The following is an 18940-nucleotide window of genomic DNA, read 5'->3' as shown; positions in this document are numbered from 1 at the left end:
CTTAAGAATTGCTTTGTGTGTTATTGATAGCTCCAAGCACGATTGTTACGTGATTAGAACGTTTTCTTATTCTGTGTGCACGACCTTGTGGAGCTGGACGAAGTCTTTTCAACATCATTCCACCATCTACTCTGATCTCTTTAACAAATAATCCAGCTTCTTCTAAATTACCTTCACTATTTTTTTGCTCCCAGTTGTTGATTGCAGATAATAATAGTTTTTCTAATTTTCTTGAAGCTTCTTTAGAACTGAATCTTAAGATGTTAAGTGCTCTTTCTACCTTCTGACCTCTTACCAAGTCCGCTACTAAGCGCATTTTTCTAGGTGAAGTAGGGCAGTTATTCAATTTTGCGAAAGCAATAGACTTATTAGCCTCTTTTCTCGCATCTGCTGTTTCTCTTTTACGAACTCCCATTGCTTCTTATTTTTTACCTTTATTTTTTGCTCCAGCATGACCTCTAAAAGATCTAGTTGGTGAAAACTCTCCTAATTTGTGACCTACCATGTTTTCTGTTACGTAAACTGGTACAAATTGACGACCGTTATGAACTGCGATAGTCTGCCCAACAAAGTCTGGAGTAATCATAGAAGCTCTAGACCAAGTCTTTACCACTCCTTTATTTCCGTTTTCAATGTTTTCTTGAACTTTCTTGTCTAACTTATAATGAACGAAAGGTCCTTTTTTTAATGAACGTGCCATATCTTATTATTTCTTTCTACGTTCTACGATATACTTGTTACTCGGGTTTTTCTTAGAACGAGTTCTATAACCTTTTGCTGGTATTCCATTTCTTGAACGTGGATGTCCACCAGAAGAACGTCCTTCTCCACCACCCATTGGGTGATCAACAGGGTTCATTGCAACAGGTCTTGTTCTAGGTCTTCTTCCTAACCATCTTGTTCTACCTGCTTTACCAGATACAACTAATTGGTGGTCTGAATTAGAAACTGCTCCAATTGTAGCTGAACAAGTTAACAAGATCAATCTTGTTTCTCCTGACGGCATTTTAATTGTAGCATATTTTCCATCTCTTGCCATTAATTGAGCAAATGTTCCAGCTGAACGAGCGATTACCGCACCTTGACCTGGGCGTAACTCAATACAAGAGATAACAGTTCCTAAAGGAATTCTGCTCAAAGGCAATGTATTACCAATTTCAGGTTGAGATTCTGGACCAGAAACTAATTTCTGACCAACTTTCAATCCGTTTTGAGCAATTACATAAGTTTTCTCTCCATCAGCATAAGCTAATAAAGCGATAAATGCAGTACGATTCGGATCGTATTCGATTGATTTCACTGTAGCCGGAATTCCGTCTTTAGTTCTTTTGAAATCAATAATACGATATCTCTGCTTGTGACCACCACCCGTATAACGCATGGTCATCTTTCCTTGACTATTTCTACCTCCAGAGTTTTTTATCGGCGCTATCAAAGAGCGTTCCGGCTTATCAGTTGTAATGGCGTCATAACCATTCACAACTCTAAATCGCTGACCTGGGGTAATAGGTTTTAATTTTCTTACTGACATTTTTCTATCTTAGATATTGTTGTAAAAATCAATTGTTTCTCCTTCTTGTACTTGAACAATCGCTTTCTTAATTGCATTTGTCTTTCCACTGATTAAACCACTCTTAGTGTATTTTGTAGTTCTATCCGGTCTTACGTTCATCGTGTTAACTGAAACGATAGTTACTCCATAAGCAGCTTCAACAGCTTTCTTAATCTGAACTTTGTTTGCTTTTTTGTCAACAACGAATCCGAAGCGGTTTAAAACTTCACTTTCTTTGGTTACTTTTTCTGTTACTATAGGTCTAATTATGATACTCATACTCCTATTATTTACTTAAATTTTCTTCAATTAACTCCAAAGAACCTTCTAAAAGCACTAAATTATTAGTGTTTAAAATAGCGTAAGTGCTTAATTCTGAGCTAGTTACGACATTTGAAGCCTTTAAATTGCGTGACGACAAATATACATTTTTATTTGACTCTCCCAACACAAATAGAGATTTTTTATTATCTAACCCTAAAGCTTTCAAAACGTTAATGAAATTTTTAGTGTTTGGAGTTTCAAAATTAAAGTCCTCAAGAACGATAATATTTGACTCTTTTGCTTTGATTGAGAAAGCAGATTTTCTAGCCAATCTTTTCAAAGATTTATTCAATTTAAATGAATAACTTCTTGGTCTTGGTCCGAAAACTGTTCCACCACCTTTAAACAATGGATTCTTAATACTTCCCGCACGAGCAGTACCTGTTCCTTTTTGTTTTTTAATCTTACGTGTACTTCCTGTCACTTCAGCTCTTTCTTTAGCTTTGTGAGTCCCTTGTCTTTGATTAGCAAGATATTGCTTAACATCAAGGTATACAGCGTGATTGTTTGGTTCAATTGCGAATACTGAATCAGAAAGTTGAACTTTTCTTCCAGTATCTTTTCCGTTGAAATCTAATACTTTTACTTCCATTACTTCTGAATGATTACATAAGAGTTTTTATGTCCAGGAACACATCCTTTAATAACAAGTAGGTTCTTTTCAGCAACTACTTTTAAAACTCTAAGGTTTTGTACTTTTACATTATCTCCTCCCATTCTTCCAGCCATACGCATTCCTTTGAATACTCTAGATGGATAAGAAGAAGCTCCCACAGAACCTGGCGCTCTTAAACGGTTATGTTGACCATGAGTTGCTTGACCAACACCACCAAATCCGTGACGTTTTACAACACCCTGAAAACCTTTACCTTTAGACACACCTTGTACATCTACAAATTCTCCTTCAGCAAAAATAGAAACATCGATAAGATCTCCTAATTTTTGTTCAGTTGCAAAATCTTGGAATTCAACGACTTTTTTCTTAGCAACAGTTCCAGCTTTTTTAAAGTGACCTAAAGCCGCTTTAGTAGAATGTTTCTCGTTTTTGTCATCGAAACCTAGTTGCAACGCTTCGTACCCGTCAACACCTTTGGTTCTGACTTGGGTAACAACACACGGCCCAGCCTCGATTACTGTACAAGGAATGTTTTTCCCGTTTTCGTCGAAAATACTAGTCATGCCGATTTTTTTACCAATTAACCCAGACATAAATATTAATTATTAATTACTAAAATTCCCTTCAATTTGAAAATAACAGAAATTTCCAAACAGGGAGTGCAAAAGTATACATTAAAATTGAATATACCAAACGGTTATAAAAATTAAATAGCTCATAATCAAAATCAAAGCACCAATCTCATCAACATCCACATTCCATTTCTTTAAAAAATTAATTTTTCTCATCTTAACCCTCAACATCATTTTCCTTAACAATTACATAATCTTCAAAAGAAAAAACTCCCTTAACAGCCTAAATTAAAGACATTTCGACAGAAACAGAAATAATTTATCAAAAATAAATACCTCAAAAAATTACTGTCAAAATTTTTAGCTATAAAAAAAAGCGAGACATTTCTGACTCGCTTTTTATATGCAAAATATAATAAAAAAATTATACTTTTATTTCTACTTCAACTCCACTTGGCAATTCAAGTTTCATTAATGCATCAATAGTTTTAGATGAAGATGAATAAATATCAATCAATCTCTTGTATGACATTACTTCAAATTGCTCTCTCGCTTTTTTGTTAACGTGCGGAGAACGCAATACAGTGAAAAGTTTTTTGTGAGTTGGTAACGGAATTGGACCTGTTACAACTGCTCCAGTAGTTTTTACTGTTTTTACGATCTTTTCAGCAGATTTATCCACCAACATGTGATCGTAAGATTTTAGTTTTATTCTGATTTTTTGACTCATTTTCTTAAGAATTAAGCGTTACCTTTTGCTTTTTTAATTACAGCTTCTGAAATATTAGAAGGTGTTTCTGCATAGTGAGAAAACTCCATTGTTGAAGTTGCTCTACCAGAAGACAATGTTCTTAATGTTGTTACATAACCAAACATTTCTGATAAAGGCACATCAGCTTTAATAGTTTTAGCACCGTTTCTGTCACCCATGTCATTTACCTGACCTCTACGACGGTTGATATCACCAACGATATCCCCCATGTTTTCTTCAGGAGTAATAACTTCCATTTTCATGATTGGCTCCAAAATAATCGCACCAGCAGCTTTAGCTACTTCTCTATAACCCATTCTAGCAGCTAACTCAAAAGAAAGTGCATCAGAATCGACAGGGTGGAAAGATCCGTCCGTCAAAGTTACTTTTAAACTATCCACTTGATAACCTGCCAATGGACCAGTTTTCATAGCTTCACGGAAACCTTTTTCTACAGAAGGGATATATTCTTTAGGAACGTTACCACCTTTTACTGCATTAATAAACTGTAATCCAACAGGAACTTTACCATCAACTTCATCAGCTGGCTCAAGTGTAAATACGATATCACCGAATTTACCACGACCCCCTGATTGTTTCTTGTAAGTTTCTCTGTGTGTAGCAGTTCTTGTAAACGCTTCTTTATACTCAACTTGAGGCTCACCTTGGTTTACTTCAACTTTAAATTCACGTTTCATACGATCTACTAAGATATCCAAGTGAAGCTCACCCATACCAGAGATAATAGTTTGTCCTGAAGCCTCATCTGTTCTAACTGTAAATGTTGGATCTTCTTCAGCTAATTTAGCCAAAGCCATACCCATTTTATCAACGTCAGCTTTAGTTTTAGGTTCAATTGCAATACCAATTACCGGTGCAGGGAATTTCATAGACTCAAGAATGATTGGGTGCTTTTCATCACACAATGTATCTCCAGTTTTGATATCTTTAAATCCAACAGCAGCTCCAATATCTCCAGCCTCAATATATTCGATTGGATTTTGTTTGTTAGCGTGCATTTGGTAGATACGAGAAATTCTTTCTTTATTTCCTGAACGAGTGTTCAAAACGTAAGAACCAGCATCTAAACGACCTGAGTAAGCACGGAAGAAAGCTAAACGACCTACGAATGGGTCAGTAGCAATTTTAAATGCCAAAGCAGCGAACGGCTCTTTTACATCTGGACGACGTAAGATTTTAGTTTGATCTTCTTCTAATAATTCAGCATCATCAGGGTGAATCCCTTCGATACCTTCCTTATCCATTGGAGAAGGTAAATATTTACAAACCGCATCTAACATGAATTGAACTCCTTTGTTTTTGAAAGAAGAACCAGCAATCATCGGGATGATAGCCATATCCATAGTAGCAGCTCTTAAAGCATTGTTGATTTCTTCCTCTGTAATAGAGTTTTCATCTTCCATGAATTTCTCTAAAAGATTTTCATCGTAGTCAGCAACTGCTTCAATAAGAATTGATCTGTATTCTTTAACCTCTGCAATCATATCCTCAGGAATTGGCACAATATCAAAAGTTGCCCCTTGAGTAGCATCATGCCAAATGATAGCTTGGTTTTTTACTAAATCTACAACACCTTTGAAATCATTTTCTTCACCAATTGGCAAAGTGATCGCAACAGCATTTGATTTCAACATATCACGAACTTGTTGACAAACTGCCAAAAAGTTAGATCCTTGACGGTCCATTTTGTTTACGAATCCCATACGTGGAACTCTATATTGATCAGCAAGTCTCCAGTTAGTTTCTGACTGAGGCTCAACACCATCAACAGCACTAAACAAGAAAACCAATCCATCAAGTACACGTAAAGAACGGTTTACCTCTACAGTAAAGTCAACGTGTCCAGGAGTATCAATAATATTAAAGTGGTATGGCAAAGACTCAGGCAAAATCTTACCTTGCTCAGTTGGAAAGTTCCACTCACAAGTTGTCGCAGCCGAAGTAATTGTAATACCTCTTTCTTGCTCTTGAGCCATCCAGTCCATTGTTGCAGCACCATCGTGTACTTCACCAATTTTGTGTGACTTTCCAGTATAAAAAAGGATACGCTCAGTTGTTGTTGTTTTACCAGCATCAATGTGAGCAGCAATTCCAATATTTCTTGTATATTTTAAATCTCTAGCCATTTCTTACGAATTAAAATCTAAAGTGAGAGAAAGCTTTGTTAGCTTCTGCCATCTTGTGAGTATCCATTCTTTTCTTAACCGCAGCACCTTCTTCTTTAGCAGCAGCTAAACATTCTGACGCTAAACGTTGTGCCATAGATTTTTCATTTCTTCTTCTAGAATAAAGTATTAACCACTTCATTGCCATAGAAATTTTTCTGTCTGGTCTAATTTGCATTGGAATTTGAAATGTAGCTCCACCAACTCTACGACTACGTACTTCTACGTGAGGCATAACGTTTGTTAACGCATCTTTCCAAATTTCTAATGAAGATTTTTCTGAATCCTGCTTCTTAGACTCAATGATGTCAATAGCATCATAAAATACTTTGAAGGCTGTAGATTTCTTACCATCCCACATTAAGTTGTTCACAAAACGTGTTACCAATTGGTCATTAAACCTTGGATCTGGTAAAAGTGGTCTTTTCTTTGCCGCTCTTTTTCTCATGTCTTTTTTTTAATAAAAAGTTATAGGTTATCCGTTAAATGTTATGTGTTACAGACTTCAACTTTCGTCAATAATCCCCAACCCTTAACTCCTAACCTCCAACTCTTAACGTTTTAAATTACTTTTTTGCTTCTTTTGGGCGTTTAGCACCGTACTTAGATCTTCTTTGCGTTCTTCCTGCAACTCCTGACGTGTCAAGCGCTCCACGAACGATATGATATCTAACACCTGGTAAATCTTTTACCCTTCCACCTCTAACTAATACTATCGAGTGCTCTTGTAAATTGTGTCCTTCTCCAGGGATGTAAGCATTCACCTCATTACCATTTGTCAAACGTACACGCGCAACTTTACGCATTGCAGAGTTTGGTTTTTTTGGTGTAGTAGTGTAAACACGCGTACAAACCCCTCTTCTTTGAGGACAAGAATCTAAAGCAACCGATTTACTCTTCTTAGTTATCTGAGTTCTTCCTGTTCTTACTAATTGTTGAATTGTTGGCATAATTAATACTAAAAATTTATTATGTATATTAAATTCCCGCTTTTTACGGGGTTGCAAATGTATAAAATAATTTTCACTATACAAACGTTAATTCATTAATTTTCAATAACATTATTTATCCTTATGATTTTAGAAACAAACGATAGATATTTGCAATACTTTTAATAAATGAAAAAATTGCTTTCAAAACGTTTTTTATACCTACTCCTTTTTTGTGCAAGCGTTTCCTGCTATGCCCAAAATTTTCATTTAAAAATAAACGGTTCTAACAAAAATCAAACCCAAACAATTGATTCTCTAAACTATACAACCATTCATCCCAATATCAAATCACTGTTTGACGAAATAAAAAATACTTCTGAAAAATTATCTAAAAAAGGCTACATAGACAATCAAACATTAAAAACAGACAAAACAAATGACAGTACATACATTGCAACAATAGACCTGAATAAGAGAATAAAGTACATTCATATATATATAGGAGCAAATAATTCTTTTTTCAATTTATCAGATACAAAAAAAGACACTTTAGTTATCCCATACGAAGAAATCGAAAATTTTCTTAACCAAAAGATAATTGATGCAGAAAAAAAAGGCTTTGCTTTAAGCAAAATAAAACTTGAAAATATTCAGCAAAAAAACCTAACTATCTATGCCAATCTAAATTTTAAATCAGAAAAAAAACGCAATATAAATTCAATCATCATCAACTATCAAAATAGCAATCGCAAAGATTATTTCCCAAAAGGACATCTAAAACAACTGAATAAAAAATACCTTAACAAAACCTTTAATCAAGAAGTTGTAAAAGAACTGCATGACGACATAAATAACTTTGATTTTGTCACTCAAACCAAATACCCTGAAATCCTTTTTACTAACGATTCTACAAAAATATACGCTTACATAGAAAAAAGAAAAGCCAATACTTTTGACGGCTACATTGGATTTTCAAACGAAGAAAACAAAAAAGCAACCCTTAATGGCTATTTAGACATTTCGTTATTAAACACACTCCATGCCGGAGAACAATTCTCATTGTATTGGAAAAGCGATGGAAATCAGCAAAAAACCTTTAATACCAAAATAGAAATCCCATACATCTTTAACTCATCGTTGGGATTAAAAGCGCAATTAAACATTTTTAAACAAGACAGTACTTTTCAAAATACTAAAACAGCGATCGACCTGGGGTATTATATAAATTATAATTCAAAAATATACCTAGGTTATCAATCGACAGAATCAAGCGATATTCAAAATACTAATAACACAACAATCAGCGATTTTAAAAACTCCTATCTCACCTCTACTTTTGATTACAAAAAAACAGATTATTCTAACAATCTATTTTCAAAAAAAGCTTACCTAAACTTTTTAATTGGCTATGGAAAAAGAAACACCAATGGTGATCCGGAAACAGCTGAATCGAGTAAACAATTTTACAGCAGCATCAATCTTTCTTACAATTTTGAACTAAACAAAAAAAACTTTATCTACATCAATTCACAGAATCTTTATTTAAAAAGTAAAAACTATATCACAAATGAACTTTTCCGTTTTGGAGGACTTAACTCAATTAGAGGTTTTTCAGAAAACAGCTTACAAGGAAACACCAGCAACCTACTTATAACCGAATATCGCTACTTGACATCTCAAAACTTATACCTACACAGCATCCTCGATTACGGAATTTACCAGGACCAAACATCTCCACAAAACAGCAAAAAATTTAACACTTTACTCTCTATTGGTGTAGGATTTGGACTATTAACAAAAAACGGTCTTTTAAAGCTAATTATAGCAAACGGAAGCACAAATAACGCAGAAATAAAATTTTATAACAGTATTCTCAATATATGTTACAATGTTAAATTTTAATCTCTAATTTAAATCTGTTAACAAAATATTAGGACTTTTGGGAATTAATTACGAATATTACATAACTAATTCAAAATATTTGATAATATGAAACCAAAGTTAAACAGATTTCTAGTGCTTTTATTAGCACTAATCGTGCAACTAACCTTTGCACAAGAAAGAACTGTTTCAGGAACTGTTACCGATGATGCAGGCATGCCTTTACCAGGCGTGAGTGTATTAGTAAAAGGTACAAAAGCTGGAACGCAAACAGATTTTGATGGTAAATACTCCATCAAAGCAACATCAAGTCAAGTTTTAATTTTTAGCTACATTGGGATGAAATCTCAAGAAATAGCTGCAAGTTCATCTCAAGTAAATGCCAAATTATCAGGAGACGCCCAACAACTTGGAGAAGTTGTAGTTACAGCCTTAGGTTTATCAAGAGAAAAAAAATCTCTTGGATACGCAACGCAAGAAGTAAAAGGTGAAAACCTTGCGGCAGTAAAAAGTGACAACTTTGTAAACGCAATCTCTGGTAAAGTTTCTGGGGTGCAAGTAAAAAGAACCACCAATTTTGGAGGTTCAACCAATATTGTTATTAGAGGAAATTCATCTTTAACCGGAAATAACCAAGCCCTATTTGTTATTGACGGGGTTCCGGTAAGCAACAACAACTCAAACTCACGTGACCAAGAACAATCTGGAGCAGGTTACGACTACGGTAGTGCCGCATCTGACATTAACCCTGAAGACATCGAGTCTATAAACGTTCTTAAAGGATCTGCTGCAAGTGCACTTTACGGATCAAGAGCTGCTAACGGGGTTGTAGTAATTACAACCAAAAAAGGAAACAAAAAAGGAAAAGGATATTCTATAACTGTAAATTCAGGTGTGACAGTAGGATCTATTGATAAAAGCACTTTTATAAAATATCAAAATCAATATGGTGGTGGATATGGCCCTTACTATGGCCCGGACGAAGATTCTTACCTAGATCATATTGACATAGATGGAGACGGAGTCTTAGACAATGTAACCCCTTTAACAGAAGACGCTTCTTATGGTCAAGCATTCAATCCAAATTTATTGGTATACCAATGGGATGCATTTTACCCGGAATCTCCAAACTACATGAAAGCGACTCCATGGGTTGCTGCAAAAAACGGACCTATAACATTCTTTGAAAAACCTGTAGCTGTAACTAATTCTATTTCGATAGATAAAGGTTTAGAAAATGGCTATTTAAGATTAGGAATAAACAACCTCGATCAAAAAGGTCTTATGCCAAACAGTACTTTAAAAAGAAATACCTTTACATTAGCTGCATCAACTCTTATCAACGATAAACTAACAGTAGCCGGATATGGTAATTTCACCAAAACAAATACAATTGGAAGAAACAACACAGGTTACAACGACAACATTGCTGGTAACTTTAGACAATGGTGGCAAACTAACGTCGACCTTAAAAGCCTAAAACAAGCTTACGACTTAACTGGACGAAATGTAACATGGAACCCAAATTCATATACCAATCCAGCACCAATATTCTGGGACAACCCTTACTTTCAACGTTATGAAAATTATGAATCAGACAGCAGAAGCAGATTTATTGGTAATATTTCATTAAACTATAAAATTGCAAGCTGGCTAGATGCTTTCGGAAGAATGTCTGTCGATACTTATGACGAACTTCAAGAAGAAAGAAGAGCAATTGGTAGTGTACCTGGTAATTTTGGAATTGGAACTGGCGGAGGCGATGGATCTACCAACAGAAGCCCTGCTCCATCAGGATATTCAAGAAAAAACATAGGCTTTAGCGAGTACAACTATGATTTCATGTTAAACTACAACACAGATATTACTGAAAAATTAAACCTTAAAGGAGTAGTCGGTGTAAACATTAGAAGAAGTTTTTACAATTCTATCTTTGCAGCAACAAATGGAGGATTAGCCATCCCAAAATTATACGCATTACAAAATACAGCAAGTCCACTTTTAGCACCTATTGAAAGAGAAGAATCAATTGGAGTTGACGGTATTTATGCAAGTGCTTCTTTTGGATATGCAGATTACTTATTCCTTGAAGGAACAATTCGAAGAGACCACTCTTCAACACTTCCTGAGGCAAATAGCTCTTATTACTACCCATCAGTTTCATCAAGTTTTGTATTCTCTAAATTTATAGATGCAGACTGGTTATCATTTGGAAAAGTAAGACTTAATTATGCCGAAGTTGGAAACAGCCCAGGCTTCGATAGAATTCTAGACACTTACGCTGTAAACACAGCTTTTGGAGCTGCATCTGCCTCTGTAAAAGATACCAAAAACAATCCAAATCTAAAACCAGAACGTACAAAAAGTTACGAAGCAGGTTTAGAACTTTCATTTTTTAAAAAGAGACTTGGTCTTGATTTCTCTTATTACAAATCAAATTCAATCGACCAGATAATTCCATTGAGACTAACCTCTTCAACTGGTTATTTATACGAATTAATTAATGCGGGAGAAATAGAAAACAAAGGGATTGAAATCTCTCTAAATGGTACTCCAATAAAAACAGAGAATTTCTCATGGGAAATAAACCTAAACTGGGCCAGAAACCGAAACAAAGTATTAAATCTTTTAGATGGTATTGACAACTTACAATTAGGATCTTTTCAAGGAGGTGTAACCATCAATGCCGCAGTAGGACAACCATACGGCGTAATTTATGGTACTCAGTATACTTACTTAAACGGACAAAGAGTTGTTGATCCTGCTAATGGACAATACATTAAAACTTCAACTTCTGACAATGCAATTGGGAATGCCAATCCAGATTACACAGGTGGTTTAAACAACAAGTTCACCTACAAAAACTTCTCTTTAGAATTTTTGATTGACATGCAAAAAGGCGGACAAATATTCTCATTAGACCGCTACTATGGTTTAGCAACTGGTGTACCAGATGACACAGCATTCTTAAACGACCTTGGAAACCCTGTTAGAAATCCTATAACTTCTGGAGCTGATAGCGGAGGATTTATCAACCCAGGAGTAAATCCTGATGGATCTGTAAATACAACCCGAATCAACGCAAGCCGATTTGGAGCACAAGGATACAGAAGAGGTCTACCAGACGAAGCATTTGTTTATGATGCTAGTTATATTAAATTAAGACAAACTGCAATTTCATACTCCCTAACAGAAAAAGTATTAAAAAACACTTTCATGAATGGAATGACATTTAGTATTGTTGGAACAAACCTTTGGATTATACACAAAAACCTACCAGACGCAGATCCTGAATCAGGATTAGGAGCAGGTAACTTGCAAGGCTACTCAACAGGATCTTTACCATCTACAAGAGACATTAGCTTCAACATTAAAATCCAATTTTAAATCAAGAAATCATGAAAAAAATATCTTTAATTCTACTCGCAGCAATATCAATATGGTCTTGCTCTGAGAATATAGAAGACTTAAACGTGAACGTTAAAGATCCATCAAATGTACCTGGAGAAGCTTTATTTACTAGTGCTCAAAAGAGCTTAGTTGACCAAATGGTCAATACCAACGTAAACAACAATATCTTCAGATTGCTAAATCAATACTGGACAGAAACCGTTTATACCGATGAAAGTAACTATGATTTAGTAACACGAACAATTCCGGAACAACATTGGCAATTTCTATATAAAGACGTATTAAAAGACCTTGATCAGAGTGCTAAAAACATCACAAACACTCCTCTTGGCTTAACCGAAAATCCGTTAGACAAGCAAAACAAACTTGCTATTATAGAAATTTTAAATGTTTATACTTATTCAGTTTTAGTAGACACATTTGGAAACGTTCCTTATACTCAAGCTTTAAACTTAAACTACAAAACTCCTAAATACGATGATGCCCTTACTATCTACAAAGATCTTATTGGTAGATTAAACAAGGCTATTGCAAATCTAAATACAGGCGGAAAAAGTTTTGGAGGTAGTGATAGGATGTACAGTGGCGACATAACTAAGTGGCTTAAATTTGCAAATACACTAAAACTAAGAATGGGTATTACCATATCAGATATTCCATCTGAAAGCGCCTTAGCACAAGCAACTGTCTCTAGTGCCGCTCCTTTTGTATTTGAATCAAATCTTGATAATGCAGATTTAAAATACTTAACTGCTACACCAAATACAAATCCTTTATATGTAGATCTTGTCGCAAGTGGTCGTTCAGATTTCGTTCCAACAAGTACATTAATTGATGCGATGCAAACCTTGGAAGATCCAAGATTAGCAAAATATTTTGACAGCAATCAAGATGACCCATCCACACCTCAAATAGAATATATTGGAGGCGAAAATGGCGCAAGTAATTCATTCGCAAATACAACGCATATAACACCAACAGTTCAAGTACCTGATTATCCAGGAACAATTCTAGATTATGCCGAGACTCAGTTCTTATTAGCAGAAGCCGCGGAAAGATCTCTTTACGGAACTCCTGCGGATGCTGAATCTCATTATAACGCAGCTATAACAGCATCAATATTAGATTGGGGAGGAACCGCAGCAGATGCAACGACATATTTAGCAAATCCAGCAGTTGCATACACAACCGCTACAGGAACATGGAAACAAAAAATTGGAACTCAAAGCTGGATTGCTACATACAACAGTCCATTTGAAGGCTGGTCTTCATATAGAAGACTTGACTTCCCGGTTTTAGCAACACCAGCAGATGCCGTATCAGTACTACCTCTTCGTTATACATATCCAATTATCGAACAGTCTTTGAACAAAGCAAGCTACACAGAAGCAAGTTCAGCAATCGGAGGAGATGCAGTAGCAACAAAATTATTTTGGGATAAGTTTTAATCATAAAACATTAATCATATTAATTCAAAACAGTTGCAGAAAGAAATCTTTTTGCAACTGTTTTTATTTTAAAAATTTCTTTACAATAAATTTACATTACCAAAAAAAATATTCACGATTAAATCATCAATTAAAAAGACACAAACCAAGCAGATTGCAATCGAAAACATATAAAAAAGAAGCTTCTTTCAAATTTTAATACTCAAAAAACAAATCTACTTATTCTTCAAACTACATCACCTTTTACTCCATTGTCTTTTACAGAATAAATACTCTATTGCAGAATCATGACGTTTTTAACAAAATACAATACTTAAGCCTGCCTGTTTTCCAAAGACAAAAGTTATAAAAAAAACAATTGAATAGGCTTCTACAATAAATTTAACATTTGTTGCCTTGGTAATATTTTTAATTATTCTCAAATTTAACACTAAAAATTACGGATTTGCAATTTTAAGACGCTTTTTATCAATAAAAGAGCAATTTCCTACCTCAAAATCATAATTTAACTAAAAAAAAAGCTTTTTATATTAGGTAGATTAACAAATTATTAAGATTTTTGTCGAACTAATTCAAAATATTTAAAAATGAAACTAAAGTTCAATGGATTCTTAGTACTATTGTTAGTACTAGTTGCGCAACTTACTTTTGCGCAAGAAAGAGCTGTTTCTGGAACAGTTTCTGACAATGCAGGAATGCCTTTACCGGGTGTTAGTGTATTAGTTAAAGGAACAAAAACAGGAACGCAAACAGACTTTGATGGTAAATACTCTATCAAAGCATCTTCAAGCCAAGTTTTGGTATTTAGCTACATTGGGATGAAAACCCAAGAGGTAACAGCTTCTTCATCTGCTGTGAATGTAAAATTAGCCGATGCTGGTGCACAAGAACTAGAAGGTGTTGTTGTAACTGCTTTTGGTATCAAAAGAGAGAAAAAATCTCTTGGTTACGCAACAACAACTTTAAAATCTGAACAAATTACTGCTGTAGTAAACACAAACCCATTTGAAACACTTTCTGGTAAAATTGCCGGGGTTGATATTTCAGCTCCATCTCAACCGGGAGCGTCAACTAAAGTAATCATCCGTGGTTTAAACACTATTACAGGAAATGCTGGCCCTCTTTACGTTGTTGATGGATCTCCAATTAACAATAGTGGATCAGGTACTGGTAATGACGGAGTAGCAACAACTACAAGATCTTACGATGCTGGTAACGGTATTAGTGACCTTGACCCTAACAATATAGAGAGCATGACAGTTCTTAAAGGTGCTGCTGCATCTGCATTATACGGTTCAAGAGCTGGTGGTGGTGTAATCATTATTACAACTAAAAAAGGAAAAGCAAACACTGGAATTAAAGTTGACTTATTAGCTTCAACAGAATTCAGTGAAGTAGCAAGAGTTCCTCACTTACAAAACCAATTTGGACAAGGATGGAATGGTGTTGGATATTCAGGATCTAATTCTTACAGTAATGAAAATGGTTCTTGGGGACCTGCCTTCAATGGAGAAGTTAGACCTTGGGGAACAATATACCAAAACACTCAACAAATCAAACCTTACGTAGGATTAAAAGACAATGTAAGAGATTTCTACAACACAGGAACATTATCTACACAATCTGTAACTCTTAGTGGTGGTGGTGATACTTCTGATTTCTCTTTAGTATTTTCAAACGTAAACAGTGATGGAGTTGTGCCTTCTGATGCTGATTTATACAAAAAACAATCTTTAGGATTTAATGGTGGATTGAAATCAAACAAATTCACATTAAGAACATCTATCAATTATGTTTACAAAGACCAAGGTGTTGTAAATACAGGACAAGGTGATGACGCTGGTCAAGGTTCAACATTGCAACAAGAATTGTTACAAATTCCAACAGATATCAGTATCGTTGATTTAGCGGACTACAAAAACAACCCGTTTAACAACGCTAGTTATTACTTTACTCCTTATGCTGGAAATCCTTATTTTTCAATAAACGAAAACAGTACAAAAATTTACGGAAATAACCTTTTTGGAAACGTAAACTTAGGTTATAAAATTACTGACAAAATTACTGCTACATGGCAAGTTGGAGGTAACGTAAGATCTGAAAGATTCAAAAGTTATGGATCTATTGTAGATTACGAACCAGGAAGCCCTCAATTTGGTGCTAAAAACGTAATTGTAGGTGGAGTTACAGAAGGAAGATCAGAATATAGTGAATTTGACACTTTCTTCAACCTTAACTACAATACAAATTTAAGCGAAGACTGGACTTTAAATCTTTTAGGAGGTGTGAACTTTAACAAAAGAGAAACTGACGAATTATTCAATACAGTTACAGGTCTAGGTATTAAAAACTACTATGAGCTTTCTAACTCAGCGTCAAGACCAGTAATTACACAAAATAACTTGGTAAGAAAAACTGGTGCTGTTTATGCATCTGCTGAATTTGCTTTCAAAAACAGATATTTCGCTACCATTACAGGAAGACAAGATGTCACTTCTACATTACCAATTGGTAACAATTCATACTTTTATCCTGCAGCGTCTCTTGGAGCCATTGTTATTGATAACGGTAGTACTTTCTTAAAATTAAGAGGTGCAGCTTCTAAAATTGCAAATGACACTGAACCATACAATACTGAAAATGCATATGTACCTGGATCAGCTTTAGCAAACTTTGGTGTTATAACATCTCCAATTGGAGGAGTTAGTTACTACGAAGCATCTGCAAGACTTGGAAACTCCCAATTAAAACCAGAGTCTACAGTTGAATTTGAAGTTGGAGCTGAAGGATCTTTCTTAAAAAACAGAATTAGCTATGATCTTGCTTTATATCATAAAACAACTTCTGACCTAATTGTATTTTTACCTTTAGACCCATCTACAGGATTTACATCTAAAGCTATTAATGCTGCAGAAATTGTAAACAAAGGTATCGAGCTATCTCTTACTGGAAGTCCAATTAAAAACAAAGACTTCACTTGGAATATTACTTACACGTTCACTAAGAACTTAAACGAAGTTACAAAGACTGCTGAAGGATTTGACACTATCGATTTAGCTACTGGTTATTCAGTAACTTACAGAGCGACTAAAGGACTACCAATAGGAGAATATTATGCTTATGTTCCTAAAACAAATGCAGCAGGGCAAACTGTCGTAAATGCAAGCACAGGAATGTACGAACTTAGCGATGGTATTCAACGTGTTGGAAACTCACAACGTGATTTCGTAATGGGTTTACAAAATACTTTTAAATACAAAAACTTCAACCTAGGATTTTCATTAGATTGGAAAGAAGGTGGAGAAATGTACTCTTATACTAAAAGACTTTCTCATTTCGTAGGAAATGGTATTGAAACTACATATAATGACAGAAATACATTTATCGTTCCTAACTCTGTTAACGAACACGTAGACGCAACTACAGGTGCTGTAACATATACAGAAAATACAACTCCAGTTACTTTTGCTAAAATAAATTCTTTCTATAACACTCAGGATAATCCTGCTTACGAAAACAACCACGTAATCGACAAAACTTTTGTTAGATTAAGAGAGGTTAACTTTAACTATGATTTCCCTTCTGCATTAAGCAAAAACATGGGGCTAAACAAAATCACACTTGGAGTTTATGCAAGAAATCTTTTCATGTGGACACCTGGCGACAACCCTTACGTTGACCCAGAAGTATCAACATACGGAGCACAACGTGCGATTTCAGATTTCGGAGAATTCGGATCTAACCCATCACAAAGATCAATCGGTGGAGTTTTAAAATTATCATTCTAAAATAAAATATAGAAAAATGAAAAAAATAGCAACATTAATAACAGCGCTTTTCTTATTAGTGTCATGTGACGAAACATTTGACATTAATAGAGATCCGGACTTATTGCCTGTAGGCCAAGCGTACAGTACTATACTTCCTGCAGGTATTGCAGGGGTTGCAGGAGCGCAAGGATCTTACTATGCTATAGTAGGAGGATTTTGGTCACAATTTTGGACACAAAACACCACTTCAAATCAATACAAAGACGTTGACCAATACAGTATTGGAACAAATGATTATCAACTTGGTTGGACTGCAATGTACGATGCGTTAAACGACATTAGAGTCGTAAAAGCAAAAGCATTAGCAGAAGGTAACTGGAACTATTTTTTAATAGCTACAGTACTTGAAGTACAAGCTTCTCAAGTAATGACAGATTTGTATGACGATATTCCTTATGCTGAGGCAAACAATCCTCTAATCTTACAACCAAAATTCAATACTGGAAAAGAGACATATGATTTAATGATCGCTGATTTAAAATTAGCATTATCAAAAGATCAAAATGCATCTATAGGTGACAAGCCTGCTAAAGATGATTTTATTTTTGGTGGAGATATGACAAAGTGGACTAAATATGGTAATACATTATTATTAAAGTTGCACATGAGGTTAACTGAAGTGAATCCAACTCTAGCTCAGTCAGGAATTAAAGCTTTAATTGATTCAGGTGCTCAATTCTTAGATATTGATGCATCAATGCACAACTTTGAAGATGCTGATAGTAAAAGTAACCCTTTGTTTGAATCAGACAGAAGACAATTGAATACTACTTTAAATCTTAAAGCAAGTACAACCTTATACTCTTACCTAGATGTAAACGCTGATCCACGTATAGCTAAATATTACGAAAATGGAGGAACTTCCCTAGGGAAAGCTAATAATCAAGGTGACTTCTTAAACAATGCTACTGGTCTTTCAACAGTAATATTGGCTCCTAAAACTCCTGTATATTTCATTAGCGCTGAAGAAAGTTACTTTTTACAAGCAGAAGCTCTTACTAGATATTATGCCGGTGCTGGTGCTAAAGCAAAATATGACCTAGCTGTTGCTGCAAATTTCGCTAAAAATTCTAGTACTGATGCTCCAATAAGTGCTACTGCTTTATTAGCTGCTGGAGGAAAATATGAATTCCCTGCAGCAGGAACTGCAGCACAGATTGAAGCAATTATTACTCAAAAATGGATTGCAAGTTTCCCTGGAAACGGTTATGAATCATTTATGGAGCAAAATAGAACAGGTTACCCAAAAGTATCTGCTGTTGCTCAAGATGACGAAGACTATCTTGCTGGACAATTTGCCGTATCTGTTCAAAGTGTTATTGGAAATAAATTCCCAAAAAGAATTGTGTTACCGAATACAGTAAAAACAAGAAACCCTAATGCTCCTGCATTAAAAGCAATATCACTTCCGGTATGGTGGGATGTTAACTAAAAAAT

At 35.0% G+C, this 18940-nt stretch carries 15 protein-coding genes; 5 read left to right on the top strand and 10 right to left on the bottom strand.

All coding sequences use genetic code 11. From position 1 onward, the window contains the following. Position 1 precedes the first annotated feature (1 nt). The 10 genes from rplV to rpsL form a co-directional block, all read right to left on the bottom strand. Positions 2 to 415, bottom strand: coding sequence for a 50S ribosomal protein L22 (rplV, locus tag LPB88_RS14795; RefSeq protein WP_007803631.1), 414 nt, complete (start codon positions 413 to 415; stop codon positions 2 to 4). A 6-nt stretch (positions 416 to 421) separates the two neighbouring features. Next, positions 422 to 700, bottom strand: a complete 279-nt coding sequence (gene rpsS / locus LPB88_RS14790; RefSeq protein WP_007803626.1) for a 30S ribosomal protein S19 — start codon at positions 698 to 700, stop codon at positions 422 to 424. Between the two features lie 6 nt (positions 701 to 706). Beyond that, positions 707 to 1531 (bottom strand): 50S ribosomal protein L2, encoded by an 825-nt coding sequence (gene rplB / locus LPB88_RS14785; protein WP_007803623.1) that lies wholly within the window; start codon positions 1529 to 1531, stop codon positions 707 to 709. A 9-nt stretch (positions 1532 to 1540) separates the two neighbouring features. After that, on the bottom strand, positions 1541 to 1831 hold the full coding sequence (rplW, locus tag LPB88_RS14780) for a 50S ribosomal protein L23 (RefSeq protein ID WP_017495018.1): 291 nt from the start codon (positions 1829 to 1831) through the stop codon (positions 1541 to 1543). Positions 1832 to 1838: 7 nt separating this feature from the next. Further along, positions 1839 to 2468 (bottom strand): 50S ribosomal protein L4, encoded by a 630-nt coding sequence (gene rplD / locus LPB88_RS14775; RefSeq protein WP_089351922.1) that lies wholly within the window; start codon positions 2466 to 2468, stop codon positions 1839 to 1841. Next, on the bottom strand, positions 2468 to 3085 hold the full coding sequence (rplC, locus tag LPB88_RS14770) for a 50S ribosomal protein L3 (RefSeq protein WP_007803612.1): 618 nt from the start codon (positions 3083 to 3085) through the stop codon (positions 2468 to 2470). The genes rplD and rplC overlap by 1 nt, the downstream gene beginning before the upstream one ends. Positions 3086 to 3488: 403 nt before the next feature. Next, positions 3489 to 3794, bottom strand: a complete 306-nt coding sequence (gene rpsJ, locus LPB88_RS14765) for a 30S ribosomal protein S10 (RefSeq protein ID WP_007803605.1) — start codon at positions 3792 to 3794, stop codon at positions 3489 to 3491. Between the two features lie 11 nt (positions 3795 to 3805). Further along, a complete protein-coding gene (gene fusA, locus LPB88_RS14760; RefSeq protein ID WP_110835464.1) occupies positions 3806 to 5962 on the bottom strand; it encodes an elongation factor G in 2157 nt (718 codons plus the stop codon). A 10-nt stretch (positions 5963 to 5972) separates the two neighbouring features. After that, positions 5973 to 6449 carry a 30S ribosomal protein S7 gene (gene rpsG / locus LPB88_RS14755; RefSeq protein WP_007803600.1) on the bottom strand — a complete coding sequence of 159 codons (477 nt, stop codon included), beginning with the start codon at positions 6447 to 6449 and terminating at the stop codon, positions 5973 to 5975. A gap of 118 nt (positions 6450 to 6567) precedes the next feature. After that, a complete protein-coding gene (gene rpsL, locus LPB88_RS14750; protein ID WP_007136570.1) occupies positions 6568 to 6951 on the bottom strand; it encodes a 30S ribosomal protein S12 in 384 nt (127 codons plus the stop codon). A gap of 168 nt (positions 6952 to 7119) precedes the next feature. Here rpsL and LPB88_RS14745 point away from each other — a divergent pair, with 168 nt between their 5' ends. The 5 genes from LPB88_RS14745 to LPB88_RS14725 all read left to right on the top strand — a co-directional run bounded on the left by LPB88_RS14745 (position 7120) and on the right by LPB88_RS14725 (position 18935). Continuing rightward, the gene (locus tag LPB88_RS14745) at positions 7120 to 8835 is read left to right on the top strand and encodes a ShlB/FhaC/HecB family hemolysin secretion/activation protein (RefSeq protein WP_230716454.1); all 1716 of its coding nucleotides are present in this window, start codon (positions 7120 to 7122) and stop codon (positions 8833 to 8835) included. 87 nt (positions 8836 to 8922) lie between these two features. Then, on the top strand, positions 8923 to 12201 hold the full coding sequence (locus LPB88_RS14740) for a SusC/RagA family TonB-linked outer membrane protein (RefSeq protein WP_230716453.1): 3279 nt from the start codon (positions 8923 to 8925) through the stop codon (positions 12199 to 12201). Between the two features lie 11 nt (positions 12202 to 12212). Beyond that, positions 12213 to 13673, top strand: a complete 1461-nt coding sequence (locus LPB88_RS14735; protein WP_230716452.1) for a SusD/RagB family nutrient-binding outer membrane lipoprotein — start codon at positions 12213 to 12215, stop codon at positions 13671 to 13673. Between the two features lie 587 nt (positions 13674 to 14260). Then, positions 14261 to 17461, top strand: coding sequence for a SusC/RagA family TonB-linked outer membrane protein (locus tag LPB88_RS14730; RefSeq protein WP_230716451.1), 3201 nt, complete (start codon positions 14261 to 14263; stop codon positions 17459 to 17461). Positions 17462 to 17477: 16 nt separating this feature from the next. Beyond that, positions 17478 to 18935: a SusD/RagB family nutrient-binding outer membrane lipoprotein gene (locus tag LPB88_RS14725; RefSeq protein WP_230716450.1), complete on the top strand. Its 1458-nt coding sequence runs from the start codon at positions 17478 to 17480 to the stop codon at positions 18933 to 18935. Positions 18936 to 18940: the final 5 nt, after the last annotated feature.

This window comes from Flavobacterium sp. JAS, from assembly GCF_020991455.1.
Lineage (GTDB): Bacteria > Bacteroidota > Bacteroidia > Flavobacteriales > Flavobacteriaceae > Flavobacterium.
The sequence above is the reverse complement of the archived record's forward strand: the minus strand, read 5'-3'. Positions and strand labels throughout refer to the sequence as shown.